Annotated in this window: 27 protein-coding genes; 11 read left to right on the top strand and 16 right to left on the bottom strand. The window is 53.7% G+C overall.

From position 1 onward, the window contains the following. Positions 1 to 135: 135 nt before the first annotated feature. From ribD to SIB66_RS11885, 4 genes are all read right to left on the bottom strand, one after another. On the bottom strand, positions 136 to 1,242 hold the full coding sequence (gene ribD / locus SIB66_RS11870) for a bifunctional diaminohydroxyphosphoribosylaminopyrimidine deaminase/5-amino-6-(5-phosphoribosylamino)uracil reductase RibD (protein ID WP_063406201.1): 1,107 nt from the start codon (positions 1,240 to 1,242) through the stop codon (positions 136 to 138). Positions 1,243 to 1,245: 3 nt separating this feature from the next. Further along, positions 1,246 to 1,782, bottom strand: a complete 537-nt coding sequence (locus SIB66_RS11875; protein WP_413681310.1) for a DUF3122 domain-containing protein — start codon at positions 1,780 to 1,782, stop codon at positions 1,246 to 1,248. An 81-nt stretch (positions 1,783 to 1,863) separates the two neighbouring features. Continuing rightward, positions 1,864 to 4,377 (bottom strand): GH116 family glycosyl hydrolase, encoded by a 2,514-nt coding sequence (locus tag SIB66_RS11880; RefSeq protein WP_063406141.1) that lies wholly within the window; start codon positions 4,375 to 4,377, stop codon positions 1,864 to 1,866. Between the two features lie 105 nt (positions 4,378 to 4,482). After that, positions 4,483 to 4,938, bottom strand: coding sequence for a calcium-binding protein (locus SIB66_RS11885; RefSeq protein WP_063421520.1), 456 nt, complete (start codon positions 4,936 to 4,938; stop codon positions 4,483 to 4,485). A gap of 85 nt (positions 4,939 to 5,023) precedes the next feature. On the opposite strand from SIB66_RS11885, the gene SIB66_RS11890 reads away from it, so the two are divergent. Both SIB66_RS11890 and SIB66_RS11895 read left to right on the top strand, forming a co-directional pair. Beyond that, entirely contained in the window at positions 5,024 to 5,257 is a 234-nt protein-coding gene (locus SIB66_RS11890) for a guanylate-binding protein (protein ID WP_236070197.1), read from the top strand. A gap of 372 nt (positions 5,258 to 5,629) precedes the next feature. After that, positions 5,630 to 7,951: a tetratricopeptide repeat protein gene (locus SIB66_RS11895; protein ID WP_063421518.1), complete on the top strand. Its 2,322-nt coding sequence runs from the start codon at positions 5,630 to 5,632 to the stop codon at positions 7,949 to 7,951. Between the two features lie 320 nt (positions 7,952 to 8,271). Here SIB66_RS11895 and SIB66_RS11900 read toward each other — a convergent pair whose 3' ends face one another. After that, entirely contained in the window at positions 8,272 to 8,556 is a 285-nt protein-coding gene (locus tag SIB66_RS11900; protein WP_063406199.1) for a hypothetical protein, read from the bottom strand. Positions 8,557 to 8,633: 77 nt separating this feature from the next. Between SIB66_RS11900 and SIB66_RS11905 the strand changes: the two genes are divergently transcribed. Further along, positions 8,634 to 9,929, top strand: a complete 1,296-nt coding sequence (locus tag SIB66_RS11905; RefSeq protein WP_063406137.1) for a bifunctional cobalt-precorrin-7 (C(5))-methyltransferase/cobalt-precorrin-6B (C(15))-methyltransferase — start codon at positions 8,634 to 8,636, stop codon at positions 9,927 to 9,929. Here the strand turns inward: SIB66_RS11905 and SIB66_RS11910 are convergent. From SIB66_RS11910 to pheS, 3 genes are all read right to left on the bottom strand, one after another. After that, positions 9,926 to 10,453 (bottom strand): DUF192 domain-containing protein, encoded by a 528-nt coding sequence (locus SIB66_RS11910; protein WP_328585316.1) that lies wholly within the window; start codon positions 10,451 to 10,453, stop codon positions 9,926 to 9,928. The two genes, SIB66_RS11905 and SIB66_RS11910, sit on opposite strands and share 4 nt — an antisense overlap. Further along, entirely contained in the window at positions 10,450 to 11,358 is a 909-nt protein-coding gene (locus SIB66_RS11915) for an NAD(+) kinase (protein ID WP_063403353.1), read from the bottom strand. The genes SIB66_RS11910 and SIB66_RS11915 overlap by 4 nt, the downstream gene beginning before the upstream one ends. A 102-nt stretch (positions 11,359 to 11,460) precedes the next feature. Next, positions 11,461 to 12,468 (bottom strand): phenylalanine--tRNA ligase subunit alpha, encoded by a 1,008-nt coding sequence (gene pheS / locus SIB66_RS11920; RefSeq protein ID WP_063406136.1) that lies wholly within the window; start codon positions 12,466 to 12,468, stop codon positions 11,461 to 11,463. A 70-nt stretch (positions 12,469 to 12,538) separates the two neighbouring features. On the opposite strand from pheS, the gene surE reads away from it, so the two are divergent. Further along, the gene (gene surE, locus SIB66_RS11925; protein ID WP_063406135.1) at positions 12,539 to 13,348 is read left to right on the top strand and encodes a 5'/3'-nucleotidase SurE; all 810 of its coding nucleotides are present in this window, start codon (positions 12,539 to 12,541) and stop codon (positions 13,346 to 13,348) included. On the opposite strand, the gene SIB66_RS11930 is transcribed toward surE, so the two are convergent. Then, positions 13,333 to 13,896, bottom strand: a complete 564-nt coding sequence (locus tag SIB66_RS11930; RefSeq protein ID WP_063399584.1) for a DUF3611 family protein — start codon at positions 13,894 to 13,896, stop codon at positions 13,333 to 13,335. The two genes, surE and SIB66_RS11930, sit on opposite strands and share 16 nt — an antisense overlap. A 45-nt stretch (positions 13,897 to 13,941) precedes the next feature. Here SIB66_RS11930 and SIB66_RS11935 point away from each other — a divergent pair, with 45 nt between their 5' ends. The 6 genes from SIB66_RS11935 (at position 13,942) to SIB66_RS11960 (ending at position 17,855) form a co-directional block, all read left to right on the top strand. After that, positions 13,942 to 14,874 (top strand): bifunctional riboflavin kinase/FAD synthetase, encoded by a 933-nt coding sequence (locus tag SIB66_RS11935; protein WP_074160827.1) that lies wholly within the window; start codon positions 13,942 to 13,944, stop codon positions 14,872 to 14,874. A gap of 178 nt (positions 14,875 to 15,052) precedes the next feature. Further along, positions 15,053 to 16,114, top strand: a complete 1,062-nt coding sequence (locus SIB66_RS11940) for a thiamine phosphate synthase (protein ID WP_063406134.1) — start codon at positions 15,053 to 15,055, stop codon at positions 16,112 to 16,114. Beyond that, positions 16,111 to 16,323, top strand: a complete 213-nt coding sequence (thiS, locus tag SIB66_RS11945; RefSeq protein ID WP_011129741.1) for a sulfur carrier protein ThiS — start codon at positions 16,111 to 16,113, stop codon at positions 16,321 to 16,323. The genes SIB66_RS11940 and thiS overlap by 4 nt, the downstream gene beginning before the upstream one ends. Positions 16,324 to 16,348: 25 nt before the next feature. After that, entirely contained in the window at positions 16,349 to 17,326 is a 978-nt protein-coding gene (locus SIB66_RS11950; RefSeq protein WP_063406133.1) for a DUF1517 domain-containing protein, read from the top strand. Between the two features lie 128 nt (positions 17,327 to 17,454). After that, positions 17,455 to 17,622, top strand: a complete 168-nt coding sequence (locus tag SIB66_RS11955; protein WP_236070211.1) for a hypothetical protein — start codon at positions 17,455 to 17,457, stop codon at positions 17,620 to 17,622. Between the two features lie 65 nt (positions 17,623 to 17,687). Beyond that, positions 17,688 to 17,855, top strand: a complete 168-nt coding sequence (locus SIB66_RS11960; RefSeq protein WP_011129738.1) for a hypothetical protein — start codon at positions 17,688 to 17,690, stop codon at positions 17,853 to 17,855. Here SIB66_RS11960 and larB read toward each other — a convergent pair. From larB to era, 4 genes are all read right to left on the bottom strand, one after another. After that, the gene (gene larB, locus SIB66_RS11965) at positions 17,849 to 18,532 is read right to left on the bottom strand and encodes a nickel pincer cofactor biosynthesis protein LarB (RefSeq protein WP_063403358.1); all 684 of its coding nucleotides are present in this window, start codon (positions 18,530 to 18,532) and stop codon (positions 17,849 to 17,851) included. The genes SIB66_RS11960 and larB overlap by 7 nt on opposite strands. Beyond that, the gene (locus SIB66_RS11970; protein ID WP_063406132.1) at positions 18,529 to 18,963 is read right to left on the bottom strand and encodes a TIGR03792 family protein; all 435 of its coding nucleotides are present in this window, start codon (positions 18,961 to 18,963) and stop codon (positions 18,529 to 18,531) included. The genes larB and SIB66_RS11970 overlap by 4 nt, the downstream gene beginning before the upstream one ends. Next, entirely contained in the window at positions 18,960 to 20,192 is a 1,233-nt protein-coding gene (trmD, locus tag SIB66_RS11975; protein WP_074160826.1) for a tRNA (guanosine(37)-N1)-methyltransferase TrmD, read from the bottom strand. Before trmD ends, SIB66_RS11970 begins: the two co-directional genes overlap by 4 nt. 177 nt (positions 20,193 to 20,369) lie before the next feature. Next, entirely contained in the window at positions 20,370 to 21,305 is a 936-nt protein-coding gene (gene era / locus SIB66_RS11980; RefSeq protein ID WP_063406196.1) for a GTPase Era, read from the bottom strand. Between the two features lie 66 nt (positions 21,306 to 21,371). Between era and SIB66_RS11985 the strand changes: the two genes are divergently transcribed. Continuing rightward, positions 21,372 to 21,893 (top strand): hypothetical protein, encoded by a 522-nt coding sequence (locus SIB66_RS11985; protein WP_063406131.1) that lies wholly within the window; start codon positions 21,372 to 21,374, stop codon positions 21,891 to 21,893. Between the two features lie 131 nt (positions 21,894 to 22,024). On the opposite strand, the gene SIB66_RS11990 is transcribed toward SIB66_RS11985, so the two are convergent. Genes SIB66_RS11990 through SIB66_RS12000 form a run of 3 tightly spaced genes read right to left on the bottom strand, consistent with a single transcriptional unit; the run spans position 22,025 to position 24,441 of the window. Then, complete coding sequence (locus tag SIB66_RS11990) at positions 22,025 to 22,879, bottom strand: bile acid:sodium symporter family protein (protein WP_063406130.1); 855 nt, start codon at positions 22,877 to 22,879, stop codon at positions 22,025 to 22,027. Between the two features lie 53 nt (positions 22,880 to 22,932). Continuing rightward, the gene (locus SIB66_RS11995; RefSeq protein ID WP_236070195.1) at positions 22,933 to 23,115 is read right to left on the bottom strand and encodes a hypothetical protein; all 183 of its coding nucleotides are present in this window, start codon (positions 23,113 to 23,115) and stop codon (positions 22,933 to 22,935) included. Positions 23,116 to 23,118: 3 nt separating this feature from the next. Continuing rightward, positions 23,119 to 24,441: a carbohydrate porin gene (locus tag SIB66_RS12000; protein ID WP_236073704.1), complete on the bottom strand. Its 1,323-nt coding sequence runs from the start codon at positions 24,439 to 24,441 to the stop codon at positions 23,119 to 23,121. Positions 24,442 to 24,480: the final 39 nt, after the last annotated feature.

The raw sequence follows: 24,480 nt of genomic DNA on the forward strand, positions 1-24,480 counted from the left end.
CACAGCAACCATCGATTGATGCTTCCAACATTGTCGTGATAACTTTCTGTAGTCAGCCTATAAAAATAGCTGCCAATATAATTCATAGATACAACTTGCCCCAGCAATATTCAAGCGATAAATATTATGTATATCTCAGCAATGCTTAGAAAGCTCATATTGCAAGAGCCAGTCAGTCCCCAACGACTGCAATGAGCCAGACGCGAGCCCAACAACCTCTTTCATGCTTGTGAAGCCAAGATCATCAAGTGGTGTTCTGGCCGGCAGGCCACCCAACAGCTTGGGAGCTACCACCACCGCCAATTCTTGAACACAGCCTTGCTGCAATGCTGCGGCTGCTAAACCTGGCCCGCATTCCCACAGCACACGATTGCAGTCTTGTTGAGCTAAGGCCTGCAGCAACTCAAGCGGTTCAGAGGCAGGCAAAGCAAGTAGCTCAGGCCCCTCAGGCAAATGAGCCAACTGTTCATGGCCAGGCTCTAGGCCATGTGCAACGAGGGTGTGAGCCACTGCAGTGTTCCAAAGCTGAGCTTGTTGAGGCAAATCAAGACTGCGACTCAGCACCACCCGCTTTGGTTCGGGGTCAGAGTGCCCACGACTGGTCAACAACGGATCGTCCGCACGCACCGTGCCGCCGCCAACGATCACAGCATCACATTGGCCACGTAAGCGATGCACCCAGCGACGCGCTTCACCACCACTGATCCACTGACTGGCACCATTGGGCAGAGCCGTGCGTCCATCGAGGCTCATCGCCCATTTGAGAATCCCCCAGGGGCGCCCAGTACAAACACGATGCACAAAAGCCCGGTTCTGATGTGCTGCTTCCGGCTCCAACACAGCAGTGATCACCTCCAGCCCGGCATCACGCAAACGAGTGATGCCGGCTCCAGCAACGCGAGGGTCTGGGTCCTGCATTGCCACCACAACTCGGCGAAGTCCGGCAGCGATGACGGCCTGCGTGCAGGGAGGCGTGCGGCCTTGATGGCAACAGGGTTCCAAAGTGACCACCAGGGTTCCACCGCTGGCCTGTTCACCAGCTTGTGTGAGAGCGCCTACCTCAGCATGGGGCTCACCAGCACATGCATGGAACCCCTCTCCGACAAGCTTGCCAGCCTTGTCTAGAACAACAGCCCCAACAAGAGGGTTGGGACTGGTGCGACCATCTGCGAGCGCAGCTAACTGCAACGCCCGCCGCATCCATGGCAGCCAAACAGCACTCGCAGACGGGTTGACGCTCATCAACTATTGAGAAGCCTGCGGCAATGAACGCCACTCGCCGACGACATAAGGAGGCACAGGCAGTTCAGTAAACACACCGGCGAGCTGCAAGCGCAGCGGGCGATTGTTGGTTAAATCATCTAGCAAAGGGTTGAGATCGAATTCTGCTGCTGCTTCACGGCCATCCTTCGCCAATTGCGGACTGGCCATTGTGATGTCATCCAAGGCCCAGTCGCGGCGACCGGCATGCACGAGCAGTGCGGTTGGATGATTGAGACGAACCTTGCCGGGATAACCAACAATCCTCAACACCACTGGCTCACCTGGCGGGCCCTGGCGGTAAGCCACCACCTGCCAACTGTGATACTCAAGATCACGCAGGGTCTCAAAGCTGCGTACAAATAAAGAACTTTCATCACTTTCATTGGTCAACACCTGCGCCTGGGCAAGAGATGGGCTGAGCAGCAACAGCACAACGGCCACAAAGAAGCAAGCCAAAGCCCTCTTCAGCATGAAAAGGCCAGGCCATCGATGCGATGCAGAATTCCCTGCGCTGGACATGACCTCAAAGAAGGTCATAACAGCGTATGCAAAAAACCATCGATGCCGATAGGACATCCCTCACAGATTGGCGCCACTCATTCACCCCTGAGACCCTGCCCGTTCGGCACCTGGAATCAACTGCCAATCGGTATGCGTTGCCCAAAGGGCCCAGATCGCCATTGCACGCAAATAGTGGCAAGCCCTGTAGGTCTTCACTGCAGTAATCGCTTCTGGGGTGCGGAACTGCAAACCACCGCCATACACCTGATTGACCACCGCTGAACAGATGGCTGTAGCCGTCGTTGCATCGCCCATCAGCCGGTAGTAGGCCGCCAAACCGAAGTTGATGCCAGTCCATACCTCCAAAGGATGGGTTCCCTTGGGATCAAGTGGCATGCCATCACGGCACAAACCATTGGCAACTCCCAAACGGCCGCCTTCAAAGCCTTCAAAGCAGGCCTCTTTGACTGCATTCAGACTGCTGCGACTGCGTTCATCAGCAACAACAGAGGGCAGCCCAAGCAAGCGAGCATAGAAATCACCACAGAGTTGATCAGCCATCACCACAGGCGTACCACTCTCAGCATCGATCTTGTAGTACTCCCCATTCCAAAGCAGCCGATCGAAGTTGGCCCGTGATTGCTCAAGCCAACCGCTGAACTGATGTTGCTCCTCTGCCGTATTCAGTCCTAAGTCCAATTGCAAGCGCTGTGCCATGGCTAGAGCAGCCTCAAGAGCTGCAATCCAAAGAGCACCGCAATAGGCACTCACGCCTTGTAAAGGCCAATCGTCAAAGGTCTGATCCGGAGCACCACCGTTATCAGGCAGACCATCGTGATTGACATCAAACCGCTTGAGATAACTGAGGGCTTGCACTACCGCCGGCCAGCATTCAGCCAAGAAGCTCAGATCTTCACCATTCGGTGTGAGAAGAAACGTTCGCCATACCTGCAACACATAATCACTGGCCAGATCTTTCCAGAGATTGCAATCCTGATAAGCGGTGTAGTTGGTTGCATCAAACGGCGACTCATTCGGAGCTCCCAGATCATGGGGGGTAGCAGCCGCCCTCTTGCGGGGTGCCTCGACCCGGCCACGCCCCTGGGTGAAGTACCAGCCAATTGGTCGTGGCGTGGCATCTGCCGCTGGAATGGCTCGAGCAAAACTACGCAAAACAGCCTTATCGAGCTCAGGCCACAACTGCAGCAGAGCCAAGGAGCCATAGAGGCGCACATCAAGACTTTCGTACCATGCGTAGTCGAAGCACTCAAGAACCCCAAAGCGACCCACCGGATCTCCTGGACGGGCTGCCGTCCAAAGGCTGCCACCGCTAGCCAAGTCGTAGAGCTCATTGAACAAAGCCATTCGCAAGCGCTCCGGCAGATCCTCACGAGCCAGCACCGGCGCCTGCCAGGCATCAATCTGCTCACGCCAATCAGGCCAATCACGCAAGGCCTCGGCAGCAAGTGCAGCAGCCCCCTGCCCATCACTGCCGTGAAAGTCGGTGTAACGGCGCAAATCGCGAACGCCTGTAGCGAAAGCCGTCACCGGTAGATCCCAACTGATCACCACAGGGATCTCAAGACTTTCGCCAGGCGCCAGGGTGACCTTCACCGCTAAAGCAGCACTGGTCTGCTCGCCCGCCAAGCTCTTGTGCGCATTATTGCTGTTTGGAATGGTTCCTTCACTAGCGAAGGAACTCCACAGTTCGCTGCCATCTCCGCTGGGATCCCAACGGCTACAACGCATCACCTCCACTCCAGGCAGATGATCCGGGACAGCCAAACACCACTGCCCTTGCCCCTCAGCCAAGGGGTCAGCTCGCTCACCCTCCATCAAGACACCAATCAGGCCTGGCTGATCAATCCAACGATTGCACTGCCCCTCGCCACGGCCGATGGCAGGTACATAACTGTGTTCAGGGCTGCCGTCATCGCGGAAATGAACGCTGGCGGAGGGATCAGTGTTCGTAAACCAGCCACAGGTGTTGCGCCAACTCAGCAGCAGCGACAATTCCAGAGATTGCGATGTTGGGTTCTGAAGCTGCCAACGAAACACGGCCAGGGGGTAGCTGGTGCGTCGGTAATCACCAGGAAGGATTGGACTGAACGCCTCACAAACCAGCTCAGCCGCGAAGACTCCGTTGTAATGGGTCCAACTGAGCGGATAGCGAGCTGAATAGCTACCAGTCGTGCGTTGCTCTGTACTAGCTGGATACCAGCTCCAAGAGGAGAGAGGCTTGTCTAGCTCAGGCTGAGAGTTATCGGTTTGTGGCGCTGTAGCCAGCGCATGAGCACGCACCTGATCCCCCTGCCGCTCAAACAAAGCGAACTGGCAATCAGGAATGCTGCCCTGCCAGTGCTCACCACCATCAAGATTCCAGAGATTGAAATCACCGCGCGGGCTACGCCCGATACAACCGGCCCCGAAGCCTCCCAGGGGCATGCCATGCCAAGGCCCATCGTCGAGATTGCTGGCATAACGCACCGTGTAAGGCTGTTGCCAAGGCAATCCGAAAGCACGGCTCCAGCTAGCGGCAGGCACACTCCAAGGCTTCAAGCTCGATCCACGCTTCAATAAGGATCTGAAAGCTGACAAGCCAAAAAGGGCCATGAGGCAAGAGATGATGCGCCCAGCTTGTCAGCAGATCAAGCGCTCAGCTAGAGCCATCAAGGCATCGTTTGAACCTTTGAGGAGCAAAAGAGGCTCCTCAAAGGCTCAGATGTAGTCAATACAATCAGCAGCCAGGAACTCATCCTTATCAACATCAAGAAATGTGGTGTGCATGCCATCAGGTTTGATCAATAGATCATGAAACGTGTGTTTAAAAGACAAGTCAACACCTTCTCCAACGACAAGCTGATCATTTTCGTCGATGGAGAAGGACTCATAAATATCCTCACCGCTACAGAGGAAGTCATCATCAGCTCCTCGATCTCCTTTGAGGATCTCATCTCCTAAGCCACCAGCAAGCCAATCATCACGATTGTCTCCGGTGAAGTGACCATCTCCTTGAGCACCAAGCAGAACATCTTCACCACGTCCACCAAAGATCACTTCATTTGCAGACGTTCCAGTGAAGGAGTCATCAGCATCAGAACCAATAATTCTTTGTTCACTCAAGCTCTCAGGAAGAACACCAAAGAATGATTTCGTGTAGAGCTCGATATCCACCTTGCTAGGTCACAAACAGATCAAGAGTGTCTCCGTTCTCGCTTTTAAATCTCCCCACTGAATCGCCTTCATTGAGGCCATCATATTGACCGTTCAAATCACCATCGACTTTGGTGATCACGTCTATGTGATCCCTGACTCGGAGTACAACAAGCTGCGTGAACAAGAAAATGAGCGCCAAGTTGCCAGACTAGAAGTTCGCAAAGATCAGCCCTCGCAGGTAATTGAGCGCCTCAATAAGCAAAGCGACGAACTCCAAGCGGCACTTCCAGAAGCTGAGCCAGCCAAAGAGTTAGCTAGCAGTGAGCAGTGCCCGTAAGGGTTTCAAGGGATATAGTCGGACATTGGGATCGCCTTTAAAGATAATGTCTACCTCAATTCCCTATTCAGATTCGGGGAGTTCTTTTTTATCTTCTTAGTAGCGACAAAAAGACTGATGCCTCTCAGTCACTGATTGGTTCGAAGAGGTGCTGCTGGAGCATTGAGAGATGCTTGATAGAAAGCAGCAATTCTTCCTACTGACGCCTTGTTACTGACTGCTTAGACCTAGATCAGGAGTTCGAGGAAGTAGAAACCCTGAAAAATTGACCTGGACTTGTGGGCATCCAACGCCGGGGCCCTTTTCATGCCAGACTTTTGGAGTCCTAGCTATGAGACAGACTGCCTTAAATAAGGCTGATGGCATCTGAGCATGCCCTTTTTCCCTAAACTAAACACGGCTTCAGATTTGTACGCGCTAGCGAAAGCTAAGCACAATATTGGAGCCTATCAAGAAGCAATAGAAGCATTCAATAAATCACTTGCTCTTCATGAAAACTGGCAGTCCTTCAAAGGTCTTGGATGGGCTCTGTGCAATACGAACCAATACCAAACAGCAATAGAGGCATTCAAGAAATCACTTGCTCTTCATGAAAGCTGGCAGTCCTTCAAAGGTCTTGGATTAGCGCTGGGCAATACTCAACAATACCAACCAGCAATAGAGGCATTCAAGAGATCACTCACTCTTCATGAAGACTGGCAGTCCTACCAAGGCCTTGGATGGTCGCTGCATCTCAAGCGGCAATACCAACCAGCAATAGAGGCATTCAATAAATCACTTACTCTTCATGAAGACTGGCAGTCCTACCAAGGCCTTGGATGGGCGCTTTACGAAACGTACCAATACCAACCAGCCATAGAGGCATTCAATAAATCACTTACTCTTCATGAAGACTGGCAGTCCTTCAAAGGTCTTGGATGGGCGCTTTACAAGACGCAGCAATACCAACTAGCCATAGAGACATTCAATAAATCACTTGCTCTTGATGAGGATTGGGATATCTACAAAGGTCTTGGATGGGCGCTTTACAACACGCAGCAATACCAACTAGCCATAGAGGCATTCAATAAATCACTTACTCTTGATGAGGATTGGGATATCTACAAAGGTCTTGGGTGGGCGCTTTACAACACGCAGCAATACCAACTAGCCATAGAGGCATTCAATAAATCACTTACTCTTCATGAAGAATGGGATGCCTACCAAGGCCTTGGATTAGCTCTTTACAACACGCAGCAATACGAACCAGCAATTAACGCAATACTCAATTGGTGGACATCTTCAGGAAAAGTTAGAGAAAAAGAACTTCTATTAAATAGTATTTGGAATAAATATCATGGCAGATACCATGCATTAAGCAAGTCTCTATGGACTGCTATAGACCTCAATCTAGAAGATATCGACAAGCCAATCAAGGCAGAGGAAGACACCATAATTAATGAAATACAGAAAAGCATAAGGCAAAATAGTCTGCCAAGCGAAGTCCTTAGAGTGCTTTCCTTCTTACGGCAAAAACAAGTGCATAGGAAAGCAATGAAACCAAAAAGCCACAAAATAAAAATAGCTGAGTCTCGAGAAGAAAATGCAAGTGGTATTCTTAGCCTCGATAGGCACTGCAAAGAAATCCTTGTATTTGGTGTAAGTCACGCGAGAATTTTTGATGGAATACCCGGATTAACTGTTGTCTTAGTAGGAGCAGGAACAATGTTTAGTATCGATAATCCAAATTCAAGAACAGGACACAACGGCAAGATTAACTCAACACTAAGGAATCGAGATCCATCAGAAACAATAGTGGTCTTTGACTTTGGAGAGATAGACCTTCGAATGCATATTAATAGAATAATCAAGAATCAAAACAAATCCATGCAAGAAGTGTGTAACGGCGTCCTGAAATTGTATCTCAATTTTATTGATCAAATTAGGGGCAGGGGTTTCGATGTAATAATAAGCGGGCCCCATTGCGGAGGGGGTGATGCATTTATTGAATATTCAATAACAGCGAGCATCACAGAAAGGAATAATGCATGTGCTTACATCAACGACAAACTCGCATCAGAGTGCATGGCTAGATCTGTGCCATTTCTAACGCTATTTGATCTTGCAGTAGATCAAAGCACCTTACTAGAGAATACTTCCCTCTTTAGAGATTTTCACCATTTGCATACTCCGCCAAACATTATAGGAATTTACATCCAATCCTTGCTAAAAGCAAGGCTAGAAGGGGCAATTGCGAGAAGCAAGCACTTCAAAGCAAATTATTACCGAACTGAGATAACAACTTTATGTAGAATTCTGATTGGCAACATTCCCGGATGGGAATCAGGGACTGAATTCATGCCAAGAGAAGTGTCCCAACAATCTACAGAGATTCAAGACAATAGAACTTATCACGCAATAATTGAGTTGCCTTTCCCAGTACACCCGAGAGAGGTCGTGCTCTCGTTTAATAAAAATTGTTTATATATAAGAACCAATGTACAGGCAATATTTGAAAATTACAATCCTGCGATTGAACTAGGGTTCAATATTGTGCCTGCATTGAGGGGGGCAAAATGCCTCGCCGCAGACAAAAATCGCCACCATTTTTCAGAAAAGGATTCAACAGGCAAGCAATCACGCTATATTCTCATTTCGATTTCGCAGGCAAAATCCAGCAAGCTTGAGTCAATTTCAATGTGCAGATATATTTAAGATCCTAGGCATGAGCGTGCTTTCCCTAATGTCACAATTTGATTTTTTAGTTATCCAATCCAATGGGAGCAAGCTTCTGCAGCTTTAATTGTTTTTCTGCCTTTACTCAGTAGATCTGTTGCTTTATCTGATCTGTACTGGCAGTAATCGCCTCGCTCCACCTTATATAGGCCTAGGTTTTTTTCTCGGCGAAAACACCTAACAATTCTAAAAAGAAACTTCACATCCCCCGCTTAATAGCAATGATCGACCTGTAGCTAATCAACTCATCAATTTATAAATGCGCCCCTAGTCCAAACAAGCTGCCGCACTCTGACGTCCTACTCGGCATCCAACAAAGCATCGATGGTGACGGCAGATCGAACCAAGGCCTGGTAGCGCTGCAGAACACGGCGATTGCGATCCAACCAGCGCGCTGGATCATGCGACTGAGCTGAACTTGCCGCAACATCAAGGCGTGGGGCTTCGCCATCAAGCAATTCCAGCTCGCCCTGCTGCTGAATCAAGGCAACAACCAACTCATGCAAACGCCGACGGCGATCAAGCACAAAAGCATCCTGTTCCTGTTCAGTTTTTCGCAGCTTGCCCGCTATCTCGTCCGCCATCTTGCCCACCAACGCGCTCTTCACCATTCAAGGCAACGACAAGTCAGCCATACAACCTCTCAGCCGAGAATGACAACATGCCCGCCTCAATCAGCTCCGCAGCGATCCACGTCATCGGCACCGATGCCGCAGGCCTAGATCACCTTGCTACTCCATTGCAAAAGCTGGTGCTCTCAACCCAAGGGTTGGCTGCACCCCGTCGCCTATTGCCGCAACTACCGAGCTGGTGGCAGCAGCAGCAAACGGATCAACCTTTGCCAGAACTGATGGCCAGCGATCAACCAGAGGCTCTAATCGCCTGGTTGCGCCAGCGGCAGGGCACAGCTGTCGTGCTCGCTAGCGGCGATCCGCTCTGGTTCGGCATCGGCAGGCGACTACTCGAAGCATGTTCTGCTGATCAGCTGCACTTTCATCCAGCACCTTCTTCGCTGCAACTTGCCTTTGCCCGGCTTGGGCGGCCTTGGCAGGATGCCGCCTGGATCAGCCTGCATGGCCGTGACCCGGCCCCCTTAGCTCAAAAGCTGCAACAACGCCCCTCAGCTCTAGCTGTACTCACCGATCCCAGCCGCGGTGGAGCCGAAGAGGTGCGTACGATTTTGCGCGCTTCTGGCCTAGAAGCTGCCTATGCAATGTGGCTTTGCGAACAGCTCGGACACGCCAATGAACGGGTGCAACGGCTAACGCCACAGGATGCCTTGCCATCGGATCTTCATCCCCTACACATGCTGGTGCTGCTTGCCGAACAAGCTGCTCCACCAGGAGATCCAGCCAAGCTTCCATTGTTCGGTCTTGACGATGGCTTGTTCCTGCAACACGACGATCGCCCTGGCCTGATGAGCAAACGGGAGCTCCGTGTTCAGCTCCTCGCAGAGTTAGAGCTGCCAGAACACGGCGTGCTCTGGGATTTAGGCGCTGGAGTTGGCAGCGTTGGCTTAGAGGCCCTACGCCTGCGCCCACAACTGCAATTGCTTTCTGTTGAAAAGCGTAGCGGCGGCGCAGCGCTGATTAAGGCCAATGCTGCCCGGCTTGCTGTTCAGCCTGCTGCAGTACTTGAAGCCGAGGCCCTCAGTCTGCTGAATGGAACTGATCTACCAGCAAAACTCAGCAACCCCGATCGGGTACTGCTAGGCGGTGGCGGGCGCCAGCGAGCTGCTCTCCTCAAGGCCGTATTGCAAAAACTTCAACCGCATGGAGTCGTCGTGATTCCACTGGCAACCGTTGAGGCCATCGCAGAACTCAGGCCTCTACTTGAAGCCTTAGGTTTCACAGTGAAAGTAAGTCAACATCAAGCCTGGAGGGGCCTGCCGCTTGCAGACGGCACACGCATGGCGCCGATGAACCCGGTGATGATCCTCAAAGGCACGATGCCTTAAGGCTGCCAATCAACAGGCTTCGGCAAAGGTTGAATCTGCACAACATCACCAACCTTGATTGATAGCCGTGCTGCCTCCCCTGCCGCCAACTCCACCACTCCATCCGCCGGCCTCTTTGGGCCATAACTCGGGCAAGGTAAATGCGGGCAAACAGGTACAGCCGCCTCAATCGCAATCACCCGACCCTGATCAACAAACACCATGTCAAGCGCAGCCAAGGTGTTGTGCATCCAAAAACGCAATCGCCTCGCAGGCTGAAACGGAAACCACATGCCCTGGCCTGATGGCAAGGCATGGCGCTGCATCAATCCCAAGCGCTGTTCCTCTGCCTTATCCGCTACCTCCAACAACAAACAAGTACCGCTTTTCAGACACCATTGAGCCTCGAGAGGCAAATACTGAGGCGGGGGTTCTGCCCGCAGCCCAATAGATGAAAGAACGTTGAGACCTACCGCCAGCCCTCCCCAGAGCAAAGGGAACCGCAATCTCTTCCCCCAATGCAAGCAGAGGGCCCTACAGGTCATGGTCGATCAGGTTTGGCAACATGCGGCAAACCCCAGCCCAACTTGTTGCGCAACACCTGGAAGAACTCGTGATCTGCTAAACGCACAAATCTCACAGGATGATCACTACGACGAATCAGTACTCGGTCTTCCGGCCACACATAACAACCCGCACTGCCATCAACAACCATCATCAATCGGTCCGCCGTCGCTGGAAACACAGTCACTGGCTCCTGGTCGCTGAAAACCAGCGCTCTTGACGCCAGCGAATGAGGAGCAATCGGTGCAAGCTGAAGCACCGGGCACTCAGGTGTAATCACCGGGCCTCCTGCACTGAGTGCATAAGCCGTTGATCCCGTAGGAGTTGAAAGGATCACTCCATCAGCAGAGATATCCACCGGCGCATGGCGACCGATCGCGACCTCGAAGTGACACATGCTGGTGAGTGGTTCACGATGCAAGGCCATTTCATTCAAAGAGAGTGCCTCCCAGCGGCACTGATCACCGCGCAACACGCTCACCACCAAGGTGCAACGCTCCTCAATCGTCCACTGCTTGTTAAGCACCTGCTCAAGCACGCGATCGAGATCAGCCAAATAGGCCTCAGCTAGGAAGCCAAGGTGTCCGGTGTTGATGGTGAGGATTGGCACCTGCACAGGAGCTGTCTGCCGTGCCGCCGAAAGCACGGTGCCATCGCCCCCCAGGACAATCGCCAGTGCCATCGAGGCATCGAATCCCTCAGGTACGCACGCGTTGTAACCAAGCAGGCGCAAATGCTGATCTGGATTGGCAAAGCCAACCATTCCGCCAGAACTACTTGCTCTAACAACTTCGATACCAGCCTGTTCAAGCCGCGACTGAAGGGTCAATGCGGTCTCTACCGCCAACTCTTTGCCGTCATTAACGATCAGTCCGACACAGGGCACCGATCGAATGAAGCAAACAACGACCTCACTTTATGGGGATTCAACTGTTTTTGGATGCAGCAACGCGGCGATGCTTCATCCAGTGCACAATCGGCTATCAACTCAAAACTGCTCAAGGAAGCGCAGATCACTCGTATAAAGCCTGCGAATGTCGTCGATGCCATGACGCACCATGCAGAAGCGTTCCACGCCAAGGCCTGCCGCAAACCCACTCCAGCGCTCTGGATCAAGCCCGAGGCCCTCTAACACTGCTGGATCAACCATTCCGCAACCCATCACCTCCAGCCAACGCCCACGCCACTGCACATCCACCTCAGCTGATGGTTCGGTAAAGGGGAAATAACTAGCCCGAAATCTCACCGGCATATCGCCAAAGAATGCCTTCAGGAAGGCCATCACCGTGCCGCGCAGATGGCTGAAATCAAGGCCTTCATCAATGGCCAACACCTCAACCTGATGAAAGACAGGCGAATGGGTCGCATCCACTGCATCACGCCGATAGACCCGGCCTGGCGCCACAATCCTTACCGGCGGAGGATTCTCTTCTAGATAACGAATCTGCACGGGCGAGGTGTGGGTACGCAGGAGCAGATTGCCGCCCAGATAGAACGTGTCCTGCATGTCTCGAGCAGGATGGTCCTCGGGAATATTCAAGGCAGAAAAGTTGTAGTGATCGGTCTCCACCTCCGGGCCTTCAGCCACCCGATAGCCCAAACCACAAAACAGATCCACAATCTGCTCAGTTGTTGTAATCAAGGGGTGGCGATGGCCCGCAGGAATGCCACTGGCAGGCGCAGTGACATCAATCGTTTCCCGCAGCAGCCGATCAGCCAAAGCTGCCGCTTTCACCACCTGCAACCGTTCCCCAAGCAGGTTTTGCACCTGTGTTTTAAGCACATTGGCGCGCTGACCAACAAGCGGTCGCTCTTCACTAGGGAGCTTGCCCATCGCCCCGAGAACACCAGACAAGCGACCTTTCTTGCCCAACAGGCTCACCCGCAATTGCTCCAAGGCATCCGCATCTGCGGCAGCAGCGATAGCAGACACCGCCTCAGCCTCGAGGGCATCAAGCTGGTCGGTGAGCTGCTGTAAGGAGATAGTGGCGCTCACTGAAAAAAGATCGCAGCCACTGACTTTAGGCAGTCATCATGATTAAGTTCCCCGCAGTGGATACGAGGAGATGACTCCGTTGCGAATTCTGATTAGCAATGATGACGGAGTTTTAGCTGAAGGCGTCCGCTGCCTAGCCGCTGCCGCCGCCAGCCGCGGCCATAGGGTCACAGTGGTCTGTCCCGACCATGAGCGCTCTGCTACCGGCCATGGCCTCACCATCCATACCCCCATCCGAGCCGAACGCGTCGATGAGCTCTATGGGCCAGGTGTGACGGCTTGGTCCTGCAGTGGCACGCCGGCAGATTGCGTCAAACTGGCCCTCTCGGAACTCTTGGCAGAGAAGCCCGATCTAGTGCTCTCTGGGGTCAACCATGGCCCCAACTTAGGAACTGATGTGTTCTGTTCAGGCACGGTGGCCGCAGCCATGGAAGGCACCCTTGAGGGATTGCCGGCGCTTGCGGTCAGCGTCGCCTGCTTCCAATGGAGGGATTTCCAGGCTGCTGCCCAGTTAGCGATGGATGTTGCAGAGAATGCATTGGCAGACAACTGGCCCAACAACCTGCTGCTTAATCTCAACATTCCCCCCTGCCATCCAGAGCAGATGGGATCACTGCGCTGGACTCGCCTTTCAATACGCCACTACGAGGAACAGTTCAGTCGACGTATCGATCCGCACAGCCGCACCTACTTCTGGTTAGCAGGAGAAGTGGTGAAAGATCTTGAGACCGCCGGCGATGGTCCACGCGACTGGCCCAGCGACGTGGCCCAAATCGAAACAAATGCCCCCTCCTTGACACCCATCCAACCCGATCTGTTTTGGCGTGGTGATCTTTCTGCTCTACCAGCAGCATGCGTAGCCAATCAACCAGTGCGATAAATCCTCTGCAACAACCAAAGCGAAAAGATCAGACCAACCAAATGCGCAAATAACACCTGGGTGTTGCTCAGAACCGAAAGCATCTCCAAGGAGGTGATCGGGTAATTATCTAATGCAGAACGCCCTGCACCAATCGAGATTCCCGGCGCTTGCATCGACGCCTGTACAAACAAACTTCCAGCCAACGATTGATAGCCAATGGAGGAGAACACCAACCCGAGCAGATCAACAATCACGCCCCGTTTAAGCAGACGGCTGGTCTCACCACGACTGGGGCGAACAGCACTGTTGAGAGCCCTACCGAGGCGAACGATCAGCCAACCCTGCCAAAGGCTGTAGAGCAAAAACAAGAACGCCAAGCTTGTCAGTGACAAGCCAGGACCAAGCCCTAGTGCTCGCTCAGAGTTGCGGGCCAAGCTGCTGCCGATGTTGTTGAACAACAGCACGCCAACAACAACAACCCCAAGGATTGTCTGTATCCAAAAACGAATCCATCCCATGCGGCGCAACCCGAGCGAAACCATTTGAAGATCGAGAGGGTCAGCCATCCGAGTTTTTGCGGCGGTCGTTCAAACTTGCCATCTACGCGCGCCATGTGCACGGCCACCTTGATTCCTCTCTGCCCCCCTCAGCAGGCAAGAACCCCGACAGCGCTTGCCCTCGGTAGTTTCGATGGCCTTCATGCTGGCCATCGCCGCGTTATTGAGGCTGTTGTAAACAATGCGCCTGGCGTGCCAACGGTGGTGAGTTTCTGGCCCCATCCCCGCGAAGTGCTCTATGGCGAACCACGATTACGACTGGACCTGCCTAGCGAAAAAGCCTGCCTCCTCGCTCCGCTTGGTGTCGAACAACTTGTGCTGGTGCCCTTCGATCGTGCTCTGGCATCCCTCAGTGCCGAAACCTTTGTAAAGCAAATGCTGATCCACACCCTCAAAGCGCAGCGCATTGCCGTTGGGGCCAACTTCCGCTTTGGACATAATCGTGAGGGCGACACAACCACCTTGAAACAACTCGCCGCAGCCGCCGGAGTGGAAGTGATGGTGTTGCCAATCCTGGAAGACACAGAGGGGCGAATGAGCAGCAGCCGCATTCGCTCCGCTCTCAGCGAAGGCGATCTACAGGCAGCAACGACCCTGATGGGCCGGCCCTATCGCTTCCGCGGCCGTGTCGTCAGCGGCCGCGGCCTTGGGCGAAAACTGGGCTGGCCTACAGCCAACTTGCAAGTTGATGGACGCAAATGCCTGCCAGGCCTTGGGGTCTATGCCGCCTGGGCATCAGTCAAAGATGAAAGCGAACCCCTTGCTGCCGTGATGAATTTGGGCCCCCAACCCACAGTGGATCCAACATCACCCTCCGCCGTAGAGGTCCATTTGCTGGATCAGCAAATGGACCTGGAAGGATGCGAGATCTTGGTTGAACCGATCCAGAGACTTCGAGGCCAGCAACGCTTCGCAAACCTTGAAGAACTCAGCACCCAGATTGGCCGCGATGCAGACCTAGCACGCAGCAAATTGAAGGCCCGATAAGCAGCCAGCGTTAAAAGGCAAGATCAAGCAGGGGTGGGATAAGCATTCGTCAAACCCCAAACAATGAACACCCCGATCCCACCTAAAAGAACAACCCCCCAGATCAGAACGTTCATGGTGCTATCTGAACCACTGTTGTCCATGATCGGAATGGGGATGCAATTGTGCCAAGACTGCCATGAAATCGATGCCTTTCGCCCCGATCGCAGATCTACGTGTGGCTCAGCTGATCGATGCCAACCTCGATCGAGCTCGGGAAGGATTGCGAGTCGTCGAAGACTGGTGCCGCTTCGGCCTAGATCGTGAAGACCTTGTGGTGACTCTCAAAGACTGGCGTCAGCGACTGGGTCGCCATCATCACGACAACTACAAACAGGCACGCTCCACTGCTACAGATCAAGGGATCGGCCTCAGTCATCCTGCTCAACAAGAGCGACACGAGCCATGGCATGTTGTGGCAGCCAACTGCGCACGCGTTCAAGAAGCTCTACGCGTGCTTGAAGAGTTCGCCCGTCAGCCAGATCCTCAGCTGGCTGACAGCGCTGCTGCAATCCGCTATGGCCTCTACGACCTAGAGGTGACCGTGCTGCAGGCCAACGCAGGCAAAAAGAGACGCCAACAACTACAGGACTGCCATCTTTGCCTGATTACGACATCACAATCCGATCTAAATAGCAACGATCTGCTCAGGACAGTGAGCGCAGCATTAGTCACTGGCATCGACATGGTGCAATACCGCAATAAAGAAGCTAGCGATTTGCAACGACTGACTCAGGCAAAAGAACTGGCCAGCCTATGCAGAAAGCATGGGGCGCTATTCATCGTTAATGACCGAATCGACTTAGCCCTTGCGGTGGACGCCGATGGCGTTCATCTCGGCCAGGACGACCTCCCCACAGACGTAGCAAGGGGACTGATCGGCAGCGAACGACTACTGGGTCGAAGCACCCAATTCCTTGCCCAGCTTCAAAAAGCTGAAGCAGAAGGTTGCGACTATCTAGGAGTGGGGCCTGTCAACAGCACAGCCACAAAACCGGAACGACAACCAATTGGGCTTGCCTATGTGAAGGAGGCATCTAAAGCCACCCAGCTACCTTGGTTTGCCATTGGTGGCATCAACATCTCAAACCTAGAAGCAGTACGTGAAGCCGGAGCAAAGCGAATCGCTGTGATCGGAGCGATCATGAATTCCAAAGATCCTGCCGCTACCAGCCTTCAACTACTGGAGGCTCTGAGATGAAACTGATGGTGAATGGTGAAATCAGGGACATCGAACCAGAACCGATGCCAACCTCGCTGGCGGCCGTGATCGAACAGCTGGGCTACCACCCTCGCCTTGTCGTTGTGGAGTTCAACGGCACGATCCTGACACCAAATCACTGGCAGGAGCAGCTGGTGCAGGAGATGGACCAACTTGAAATCGTCACTATCGTCGGCGGAGGTTCCTAGAGTTCAGACCAACCGCCGCAACGTTTTGGCCAGCTTGCCAAACCTTCCCTCCAGACGCACGCTCAGCCGCTGGCTGACGGCTCTATTGCTGCCGCTCCTGGTAGCAGGCTTGATTCTGGTTCAACCCGAGCCAAGCCATGCCGCTCGTGGTGGACGCATCGGAGGGGGAAGCTTCCGTGCACCCTCAATGCCACGCAGCAGCGGTGGTATGCGCGGCGGCTATGGAGGAGGTTATGGAGGATACGGCGGGGGCTACCGCGGAGGTGGCATCGGTTTTCCCTTCCTCATTCCCATATTTGGTTTCGGTGGCGGCGGCCTTTTTGGCTTCCTAATTCTGATGTCGATTGTGGGCGTTCTGGTCAATGCCGTACGGGGTGGTGGCAGGGGAAATGCCGCCCTTAATGATTCAAGCGAACTCGCTCAACGGCCCACTGCGGCTGGCCCCGTCACCATGCTGCAATTGCAAGTAGGGCTTCTGGCCAGCGCCAAGGCTCTGCAGGAAGACCTGCGCGAGCTTGCGGCCTCAGCGCAAACAGGCAGCTCAAGCGGGCTGCAACGGGTTCTGCAGGAAACCACCCTTGCCCTTCTGCGTCAGCCAGAGCTCTGGGTTTACGCCAATGTAGAAACCGGCAGCGTGCCGTTTGCTTCCGCAGAATCCACATTTAACCGTCTTTCGATGACCGAACGCAGCAAATTGCGAGCGGAGGTGACATCCAACGTTGCCGGTGAACGACGAACTGATGAGCTTTCAGAAAAGAGCGCCGGCGAGGCCGATGCAGCAAATGAATACATCGTCGTCACGATTTTGGTTGCATCCAGCAGCCGCATCAAGCTGAGCGAATCAATCAGCAGCGAGCAGCTACGAGAAAGCCTTCGCATCCTTGGATCCACCTCTTCAACTGATTTGATGGCCCTGGAGGTGATCTGGCAACCCGAAGGTCGAGGTGATGTTCTGAGCGCAGAAGAGGTTGTGACGTCCTACCCCAACCTGCAGCACCTCTGATTGCATACCCCGATCAAGAAGGCCCAAAGACAGGTCTTCACAAAATCTTCCACAAAGAATGATCGTCATGAACCAAACACAAGGCCTAAGTATTGATACCTTGATTCGAACACATTCCCGCACCCACCTTGTCTGCCGCGTCCCGACCTGACCCCCGTGCAATGGAATGGCAAACCAATGGTGAATTGGCTCGTGGTGATCTATTTGAACTAGTTCGCCGTTTGCGTGATGTTGAATTGCCAAGTCACCGCAATGAACTATGGCGACTTGGTGCCAAATACGAAGAAACAGAGTGAATCCCGGCACTCCCCTTGCGCGATTCAATTAGGTACCCCATCGTTCGCTCAATCAAGAAAAATGCATGGGTTCACGTTCGTTGCATTGGGTGAATACAACCGTTTTGGCGGAAGCCCTAATGCGCTACGAACAGAATCGCTTGCCACGATCAATGAAGCTCTGGGTTGAACAGCTACTTGAACTCAGCCCCCAGGATTCTCACCAGTTGCTGTCTCACGATCCTGATTATTGATTGACAGCTACTTCGCCTGTGATGGCTGCTTTAAGGATTCGCAGTGCCGCCATAGCAGCTCCATAGCCATTATCAATATTCACCACCACCAGACCAGGTGCACAACTGGCGAGCATTCCCTCAAGGGCTGTACGGCCTCCTGCACTGACCCCATAACCCACTGACACGGGAACACCAATCACTGGCTGTGGCACAAGCCCTGTCAACACAGTCGGCAGTGAACCCTCCATGCCTGCGCAGGCAATCAATACCTTGGCTCGTTGCAGCCGTACCAACTGATCGAGAAGCCTTTGCAAACCAGCAACACCCACATCCAGCAAGAGTTCACTCTGGATGCCATGCCAACGCAACGCCAAAGCGGCTTCCGCCGCTATAGGCAAATCACTGGTACCACCACTAAGCACCACGACCTCACCAAGTGCAGGAAGCAAGATCGCCGGATCTCCGAGTGTGAGGCAACGAGCCTGAGCATGAAACTGCACATTGCTAAGCAGATCTGCCACGGCCGCCGCCTTGGCTTGATCAACCCTCGTAACCAAGGCCAGTTCACCCGCAGCCTCAAGACGACTCAGGCATGCTGCGATCTGTTCACTGGTCTTGTGTTCACCAAAGATCGCCTCCACCATGCCAAGCCGCTGCCGCCGCTGTAGATCCAGCCGTACCTGCGGCTCAGTCACTGAGGCACCAATTCGCCTTCAAATTGCATCAAGAAAGGATGACTACTGGCCTGACCTGTGGCCTCACGGGCCAGCTGTTCAAAGCGTGCCTGCACCACATCCACCTCAGCCTGTGGAATCGATTTCCACTGTTCTCTACTGGCCCAACGAATCAGCAAGATGCCCTCCTCCTGTTCAGCGTCCCAAAAAATATCCCGCCCCAGATAGCCACTCTGCTTCGCGAGCCAGGGTTCCCAACTGCCCTGCTCAGCTTTGAGCCAAGCCTCCCGTGCATGGGCCGGCACCTTGATGCGCAGATGCTCGACGACAGCAACGTCATCGCCGCCATCAGGATCATGACGAGCGGCAATCGCGACATCAGGATGACCGGACAACATCACCAGAAAGCTAAGAACAAAGGAAATCAACCTAGACAAGCTTCTGCAATTCATGTCAGGCCTATCTGCTGCAACAGTGCGACTGCCTGACTACTCATCCCCTCCTCTCGACCTTCCGGTCCAAGCCCTTCATTGGTGGTGGCCTTCACACCCACGGCATCCAATTCCACCCCCAACCGTTGTGCCAGGTTGCTGCGCATCGAATTGATGTGAGGCTTGAGCTTGGGACGCTCAGCCACCACCACAGCATCCACATTCAAAATCTGCCAGCCGCGATCTCGTACCAGAGCCACAACCTGCTCAAGCAGCATCAAGCTATCGGCCCCTTTCCAGCGGGGATCATCCGGCGGGAAATATTTACCGATATCGCCTAAAGCAAGAGCCCCAAGCAAGGCATCCATCAGCGCATGAACAAGAACATCAGCATCGCTGTGACCATCGAGCCCCAACCCATCGGGATGATCAAGTGTCACGCCACCAAGAATCAAGGGGCGGCCGGGCACTAAGCGATGAATGTCATACCCGTTGCCGATACGAAACTGCATGGAGGCAGAACCATGGGACTCCATTGTCAGTGTTGACGATTGTTGCTGATCAGACCAGCAAACATAGAGATCCGGACGACGCATCTGCGTACGCAGCTGCCGCTGTTGCTGTCGCCACAGAGCAATCGCACCATGATCACCACTGCGCAACACATCTGGAACAACCATGCCGCGAAAATTCGCTGGCCTTGTGTAGTGAGGATGCTCGAGGAGAACATCGCTATGACTCTCATCCTGCAACGACTCTGCCGTTCCAACAGTTCCCGGTAACAACCTCACCACCCCATTGATCACCGTCATGGCTGGCAGCTCACCACCGGTGAGCACAAAATCCCCTACAGACACCTCCTCATCTGCCAAACCTCTAATCCGCTCATCAAAACCTTCGTAATGACCGCAGATCAGCACAAGCTGATCGTGGTCCTCTACCCAACGATGCAAATCCTTCTGGCATAGAGGTTTTCCCTGAGGAGTCAGAAGCAGCACCCGCCGTCGTGCCTGAACAGGAATCGCCTCAACAGCAGCAAAGACCGGTTCTGGCTTAAGCACCATGCCAGCACCACCGCCATAGGGCTGATCATCAACCTTGTGGTAGCGATCCGTGGTGTAATCGCGAGGATTATGGGTGTGCAAGACAGCGATGCCAGAGGCAAAAGCACGACCAATTACCCCGAGTTCACCAAGAGGCGTAAACGCCTGTGGCACCAAAGTCACTACATCGAGGCGAAAAGGAGCCATCACCTTCAGGCCGCTAAATGGGAGAACCAAAGGATCTGCGTACAGACGCTGTGCAAGCTCATCCGCTGATCAGAGCATCCCTGAAGAAATAACTTCAGCCCAAAAGACTTAAAAAAGGGGTTTGGATGATCAAGCATTCATCAATCCTCTCAGTAGCCCATTTGAAACGGGCAATAATCACTTGCCCTCATAACCAAGCTCCGCCAATCGCGCTGGCTTAGAGCGCCAATCAGGCACCACCTTCACAAACAGTTCTAGGTAGACAGGGCCATCGATCAAGGTCTGCATCTGCAAGCGCGCTCCCTGACCAATGGTCTTCAACATCGAGCCTCCCTTGCCGATCAGGATCCCCTTCTGGCTCTTGCGTTCCACCAGCACGGTAGCCAACACAGCCGTCCTCCCCTGTCGACCAGGCCGTCCATTGGCAACAGGCATCTCTTCAACCCGATCAATGCTCACCGCCACGCTATGGGGCACCTCCTCACGGGTATGCATCAGCACCTGCTCGCGAATCAGTTCAGCCAGCAGCACCCGCTCCGGCTGATCACACACCATCTCCGCTGGATAGAGCTGGGGGCCTAGTGGCAGGTGCCCCACAAAAGCTTCTACAAGACCATTGCATCCCTCACCACTAATCGCACTGCAACGTATGAGCGGCCAAGCAGAGTCTGCCAACAGCTGCCGATAAGCCTCCTCCGCCGGGTCTTGTTGCTGCTCGGCTACACGATCCCACTTATTAAGAGCAACTAACACCGGCAGATCCTGCTGGCGTAGCAGCTCCACGATAAAAGCATCGCCACGACCGGGAGGTTCACAGCCCTCAAGCAGAAGCAACACCAGGTCAACCTCACCAATGGCTGCACGGGCGCTTTGCACCAGCCGTTCACCAAGCAAATGGTGAGGTTTGTGAATTCCAGGGGTGTCCACTAGCACCATCTGAGCCTCGGGGGTGGTGACGATGGCCCGCAGCCGATTGCGCGTGGTCTGCGCCACAGGAGAAGTAATCGCCACCTTCTCTCCCACCAACTGATTCACCAAGGTGGATTTGCCCACATTGGGCCTGCCAATTAATGCAACAAAACCGGAACGATATCCCTCAGGGAGAGACTCCATGGCGTCAGGTGACATGACCTGGCTCAATGTGGCCCCATAGCCTGACTGAAAGCATGCATAACATCCATGAGCACCCCAGCGCCAAGCTTCGAACAAGCGATTGAAATCACCGCTCAGTGGCTGAGGCTATGGGAAGAGGGCGAACTCAGCGATGAAGTACTCGCCGACCGGGTCGCGGAATTGGTGGCCAGTCGTGATGGCGCCCGTGGATTCTTTGTAGTGAGCCTGGCAGGGGATTCCCCACTGATGGATCGCCTCCCCGAAGCCCTGGTGATGCAATTAAGGGCTGCTGGAGAAGGTGTCGTTGACCTGACCGTCCGCAACCTAGCGATGAGCACAGCGATGGCCATGCACCATCAACGCGCAGGCGATATGGCACAGCAGGCTGGATCGAAGAAAGTGACATCTCGCTGCACTGAACTGCTGCGTCTGCTCGAACCTATGTCCGTCAAAACAAGACTGGAACAACTGCTTGAGGCTGTTGAGCACACCCGTGGGGAAGATGTCGCTTTCCTCAATCGCTGGGGTTATGACGACGAGCAAAAGCAAGCCATTACAGCCTCAATCGAGGCCATCGCAGAAACATGAATGGCTTAAGCAATGGCTAATGACTGGCCTGTTGATTTGTCTATTGATCTAGTACTCAGGTTGAGTTCAGCTTGATAGCAAACAGTGAAAATAAAACAGTGGAAGTTAAAAGTGGAAATCAAAGAAACAGCTCAAGTTCCCATCGCCAACCGCTTGCGCCAATTCAAGAAAGGAATCGAAAAAATAATTGTGAGTACTAAATAGGTCAGGATCGATAGTTTGAGTTCAAGCATCTGCGGAGCATTGATCTGGGCAAACAAGAGTGCCAAGCCTGGATTTCGCATGGAGATCACCAGTGAAACAGTGGTTCGCTCTTTGGGGTCCGGCCCCGCTAGCAGATAACCGATCAGCAACGATGCGATCACCATGACGGCCATCAATGCCAGCGCCAGCAGGTTCTTGCTGGCAAAAGGAATGAGTAAGGGAAAGGCCTTAACAACAATCACCACCAGGAGCAGCAGCAGCAGCAAATTGGCAAGCTTGTTGAAGAACGGCTCAGCACGTTCGGCCCAAGCTGGTAACCAGCGGCGTAGAAACAGACCTAACAACAACGGCAGGATCTGAACCTGGCCCACATTCATCGCCACCTGCATAGGTCTGATCTCCCAACCTTGCCCTTTAAAGACAGTCGTGAACAACTCAGCCATCAGAGGAATGGAAATAATCGCCGCAATCGCCGCAGCCATCTGCAAGTAGACAGCCATCTGAGCATTGCCGCCTGCTTTTCCCGCTTTGCGCAGTGTGAGCGGAGCACTTGGGCAAACCGCCATCAGAGCAATCGACAATCTCGCAGGCTGAGATAACTCAAAGCTGAGCGGAAGCCAGAGAATGATCATCGCCACCAACGGCACCAGCACGCAGGTGCCCAGCAAAACGCGCAGCAACAAGGCTGAGCGGTTTCGGATCAAATCAAAGTGGTTGTCGCGCAGGTTGAGCCCTAGCGCGAACATGATCAGGAATAGTGCTCCAGGAATCAGTACGTTCATCAATACAGTTGTGTCTTAAAGGGACAAAAGAGAAGCCATAAGAACGAACAAATTCAGCCGGTCTGAGCGGCTTTAATGAGCAACACCAAGGCAACTGCTCCGATCATGATCAGGGCAGTCGCCGTAGCCGTCGTGATCGAAAATTGATCGGTATAGAAATAGTCATCCCGTTTGATCTGGCGCAAATCAAGGCGATGCTGACGTGTTGAAGCCGCCATCGCCGAGAGCCAATTCACCAATCAGAAGGAGAAGCTCATCTGCAGACCGAGCACCAATGGATCATCCACATCGCCCTTGCCCATCGGATTGAAGATGTATTGAAGCCCCGGCTGAATCGAGACATTGCTGCCGAGCATGAACTGATAACCCAATTCCAGGGCTGATTCCCAAATCGGTCCGTCAGGGATGTCTCGGCTCCAGTTGGCATTCGCCAGTCCGATCACAACGGTATCGTGAGGGCGATTGCGGAACAGACCTTTGCCGACCCAGCCCCCGGCATAAGTGTTGGGAACATCCTGGACGCTCTGAGTCAAACCATAAGTTGCATTGGCCCACAACCGGCCATCGAGCACCAGCCCCCCGAAGTCCCAGGGCACTGAGACGAGGCCATAGACACCTTCGTTGCTCTCAGAGGTCTTGCCACTGCCATTCACCAGTGGGAACTGCCAGTTGCCAATCCATCCACCCAGCTGCAACCCCGGTTGGGGAAGACCTGACACGTAGTCAACCTCCAGCTCATCCTCTGGAACGAGCACCACGGAGCCATCCTCGAGACGTCTGGCCGCCTGAGGCTTCCCGGAACCGAATGGCACATTTAACTGCACGAACTGGGCCAGACCATCGCTATCGCGTATCTGAAAATCAGCGCCATGAAAGGCCGGTTCCGCCCCATCGGGGTTGATCTGGTAGGTCCCTGAACGGAGATGAGATCCGTCCACCTCACCGAGATAAAACACGAACCCATATTGGTTGGCCGGATAGGCCATCACCGGCAGGGAATTGGGAATCCCCCAGTTCTGCCCGCAAAAACCGTTGTTGGTGTAAAAGCAATAAAGTGGCGATGAGGCGAAGTCATCGAAGGTGGCGAATTTGCCGAACTTCATCTTCAGCAGGCCATCCTCAGCTTGATTGCGCTCCAGCCAGAGTCCCGCCAACCGGAACGTCTGCCCATAGCCGTAGATCTGCTGAACGGCGAGCTCGTTGGGAATCTTCTGCGAAAGGCTGGTGCCTGATCGCTGGGACGCCGTGATATTCAACGTCCAGTGATCGATCTCCTGCCATTCGCTCGCCTCTTTGCCGAAGCCGCTTGAGAAGGCCGAATTAATGGCAACGTTGTGGGTATAGGTTCCTGTCTGCTGATTGCCTCCACTCGGGTTAGCGTCAATCTCGTTGGTGTAGTTGAACGACAGGCGAATCCACTCTGGAAGCCAGAGCCAGTCATGCAACCAGGGCTGCGCAATCACTTCGAGCCGTTCGACATCAGGGGATAGCTCGCTGCGGTCTTCGCGCGCTTCAGCATGAACAGCATTCAATGACGATGCCACCAGGCTCAGGCAGGCCATAGCCCTTAGGAGTCCAACGCAAAAAGAACGCATCACGAA

The organism is Prochlorococcus sp. MIT 1318, assembly GCF_047304505.1.
GTDB lineage: Bacteria > Cyanobacteriota > Cyanobacteriia > PCC-6307 > Cyanobiaceae > Prochlorococcus > Prochlorococcus marinus_D.

Bases quoted from the DNA above. Each gene is read 5' to 3' on its own strand.
- ribD (WP_063406201.1), bottom strand. From the start codon at position 1,242: ATGAGCGTCAACCCGTCTGCGAGTGCTGTTTGGCTGCCATGGATGCGG.
- SIB66_RS11875 (WP_413681310.1), bottom strand. From the start codon at position 1,782: ATGTCCAGCGCAGGGAATTCTGCATCGCATCGATGGCCTGGCCTTTTC.
- SIB66_RS11880 (WP_063406141.1), bottom strand. From the start codon at position 4,377: ATGGCCCTTTTTGGCTTGTCAGCTTTCAGATCCTTATTGAAGCGTGGA.
- SIB66_RS11895 (WP_063421518.1), top strand. From the start codon at position 5,630: ATGCCCTTTTTCCCTAAACTAAACACGGCTTCAGATTTGTACGCGCTA.
- SIB66_RS11900 (WP_063406199.1), bottom strand. From the start codon at position 8,556: ATGGCGGACGAGATAGCGGGCAAGCTGCGAAAAACTGAACAGGAACAG.
- SIB66_RS11905 (WP_063406137.1), top strand. From the start codon at position 8,634: ATGCCCGCCTCAATCAGCTCCGCAGCGATCCACGTCATCGGCACCGAT.
- SIB66_RS11910 (WP_328585316.1), bottom strand. From the start codon at position 10,453: ATGACCTGTAGGGCCCTCTGCTTGCATTGGGGGAAGAGATTGCGGTTC.
- surE (WP_063406135.1), top strand. From the start codon at position 12,539: ATGACTCCGTTGCGAATTCTGATTAGCAATGATGACGGAGTTTTAGCT.
- SIB66_RS11930 (WP_063399584.1), bottom strand. From the start codon at position 13,896: ATGGCTGACCCTCTCGATCTTCAAATGGTTTCGCTCGGGTTGCGCCGC.
- SIB66_RS11935 (WP_074160827.1), top strand. From the start codon at position 13,942: ATGTGCACGGCCACCTTGATTCCTCTCTGCCCCCCTCAGCAGGCAAGA.
- SIB66_RS11940 (WP_063406134.1), top strand. From the start codon at position 15,053: ATGAAATCGATGCCTTTCGCCCCGATCGCAGATCTACGTGTGGCTCAG.
- thiS (WP_011129741.1), top strand. From the start codon at position 16,111: ATGAAACTGATGGTGAATGGTGAAATCAGGGACATCGAACCAGAACCG.
- SIB66_RS11960 (WP_011129738.1), top strand. From the start codon at position 17,688: ATGGGTTCACGTTCGTTGCATTGGGTGAATACAACCGTTTTGGCGGAA.
- SIB66_RS11970 (WP_063406132.1), bottom strand. From the start codon at position 18,963: ATGAATTGCAGAAGCTTGTCTAGGTTGATTTCCTTTGTTCTTAGCTTT.
- trmD (WP_074160826.1), bottom strand. From the start codon at position 20,192: ATGGCTCCTTTTCGCCTCGATGTAGTGACTTTGGTGCCACAGGCGTTT.
- era (WP_063406196.1), bottom strand. From the start codon at position 21,305: ATGGAGTCTCTCCCTGAGGGATATCGTTCCGGTTTTGTTGCATTAATT.
- SIB66_RS11985 (WP_063406131.1), top strand. From the start codon at position 21,372: ATGAGCACCCCAGCGCCAAGCTTCGAACAAGCGATTGAAATCACCGCT.
- SIB66_RS11990 (WP_063406130.1), bottom strand. From the start codon at position 22,879: ATGAACGTACTGATTCCTGGAGCACTATTCCTGATCATGTTCGCGCTA.
- SIB66_RS12000 (WP_236073704.1), bottom strand. From the start codon at position 24,441: ATGGCCTGCCTGAGCCTGGTGGCATCGTCATTGAATGCTGTTCATGCT.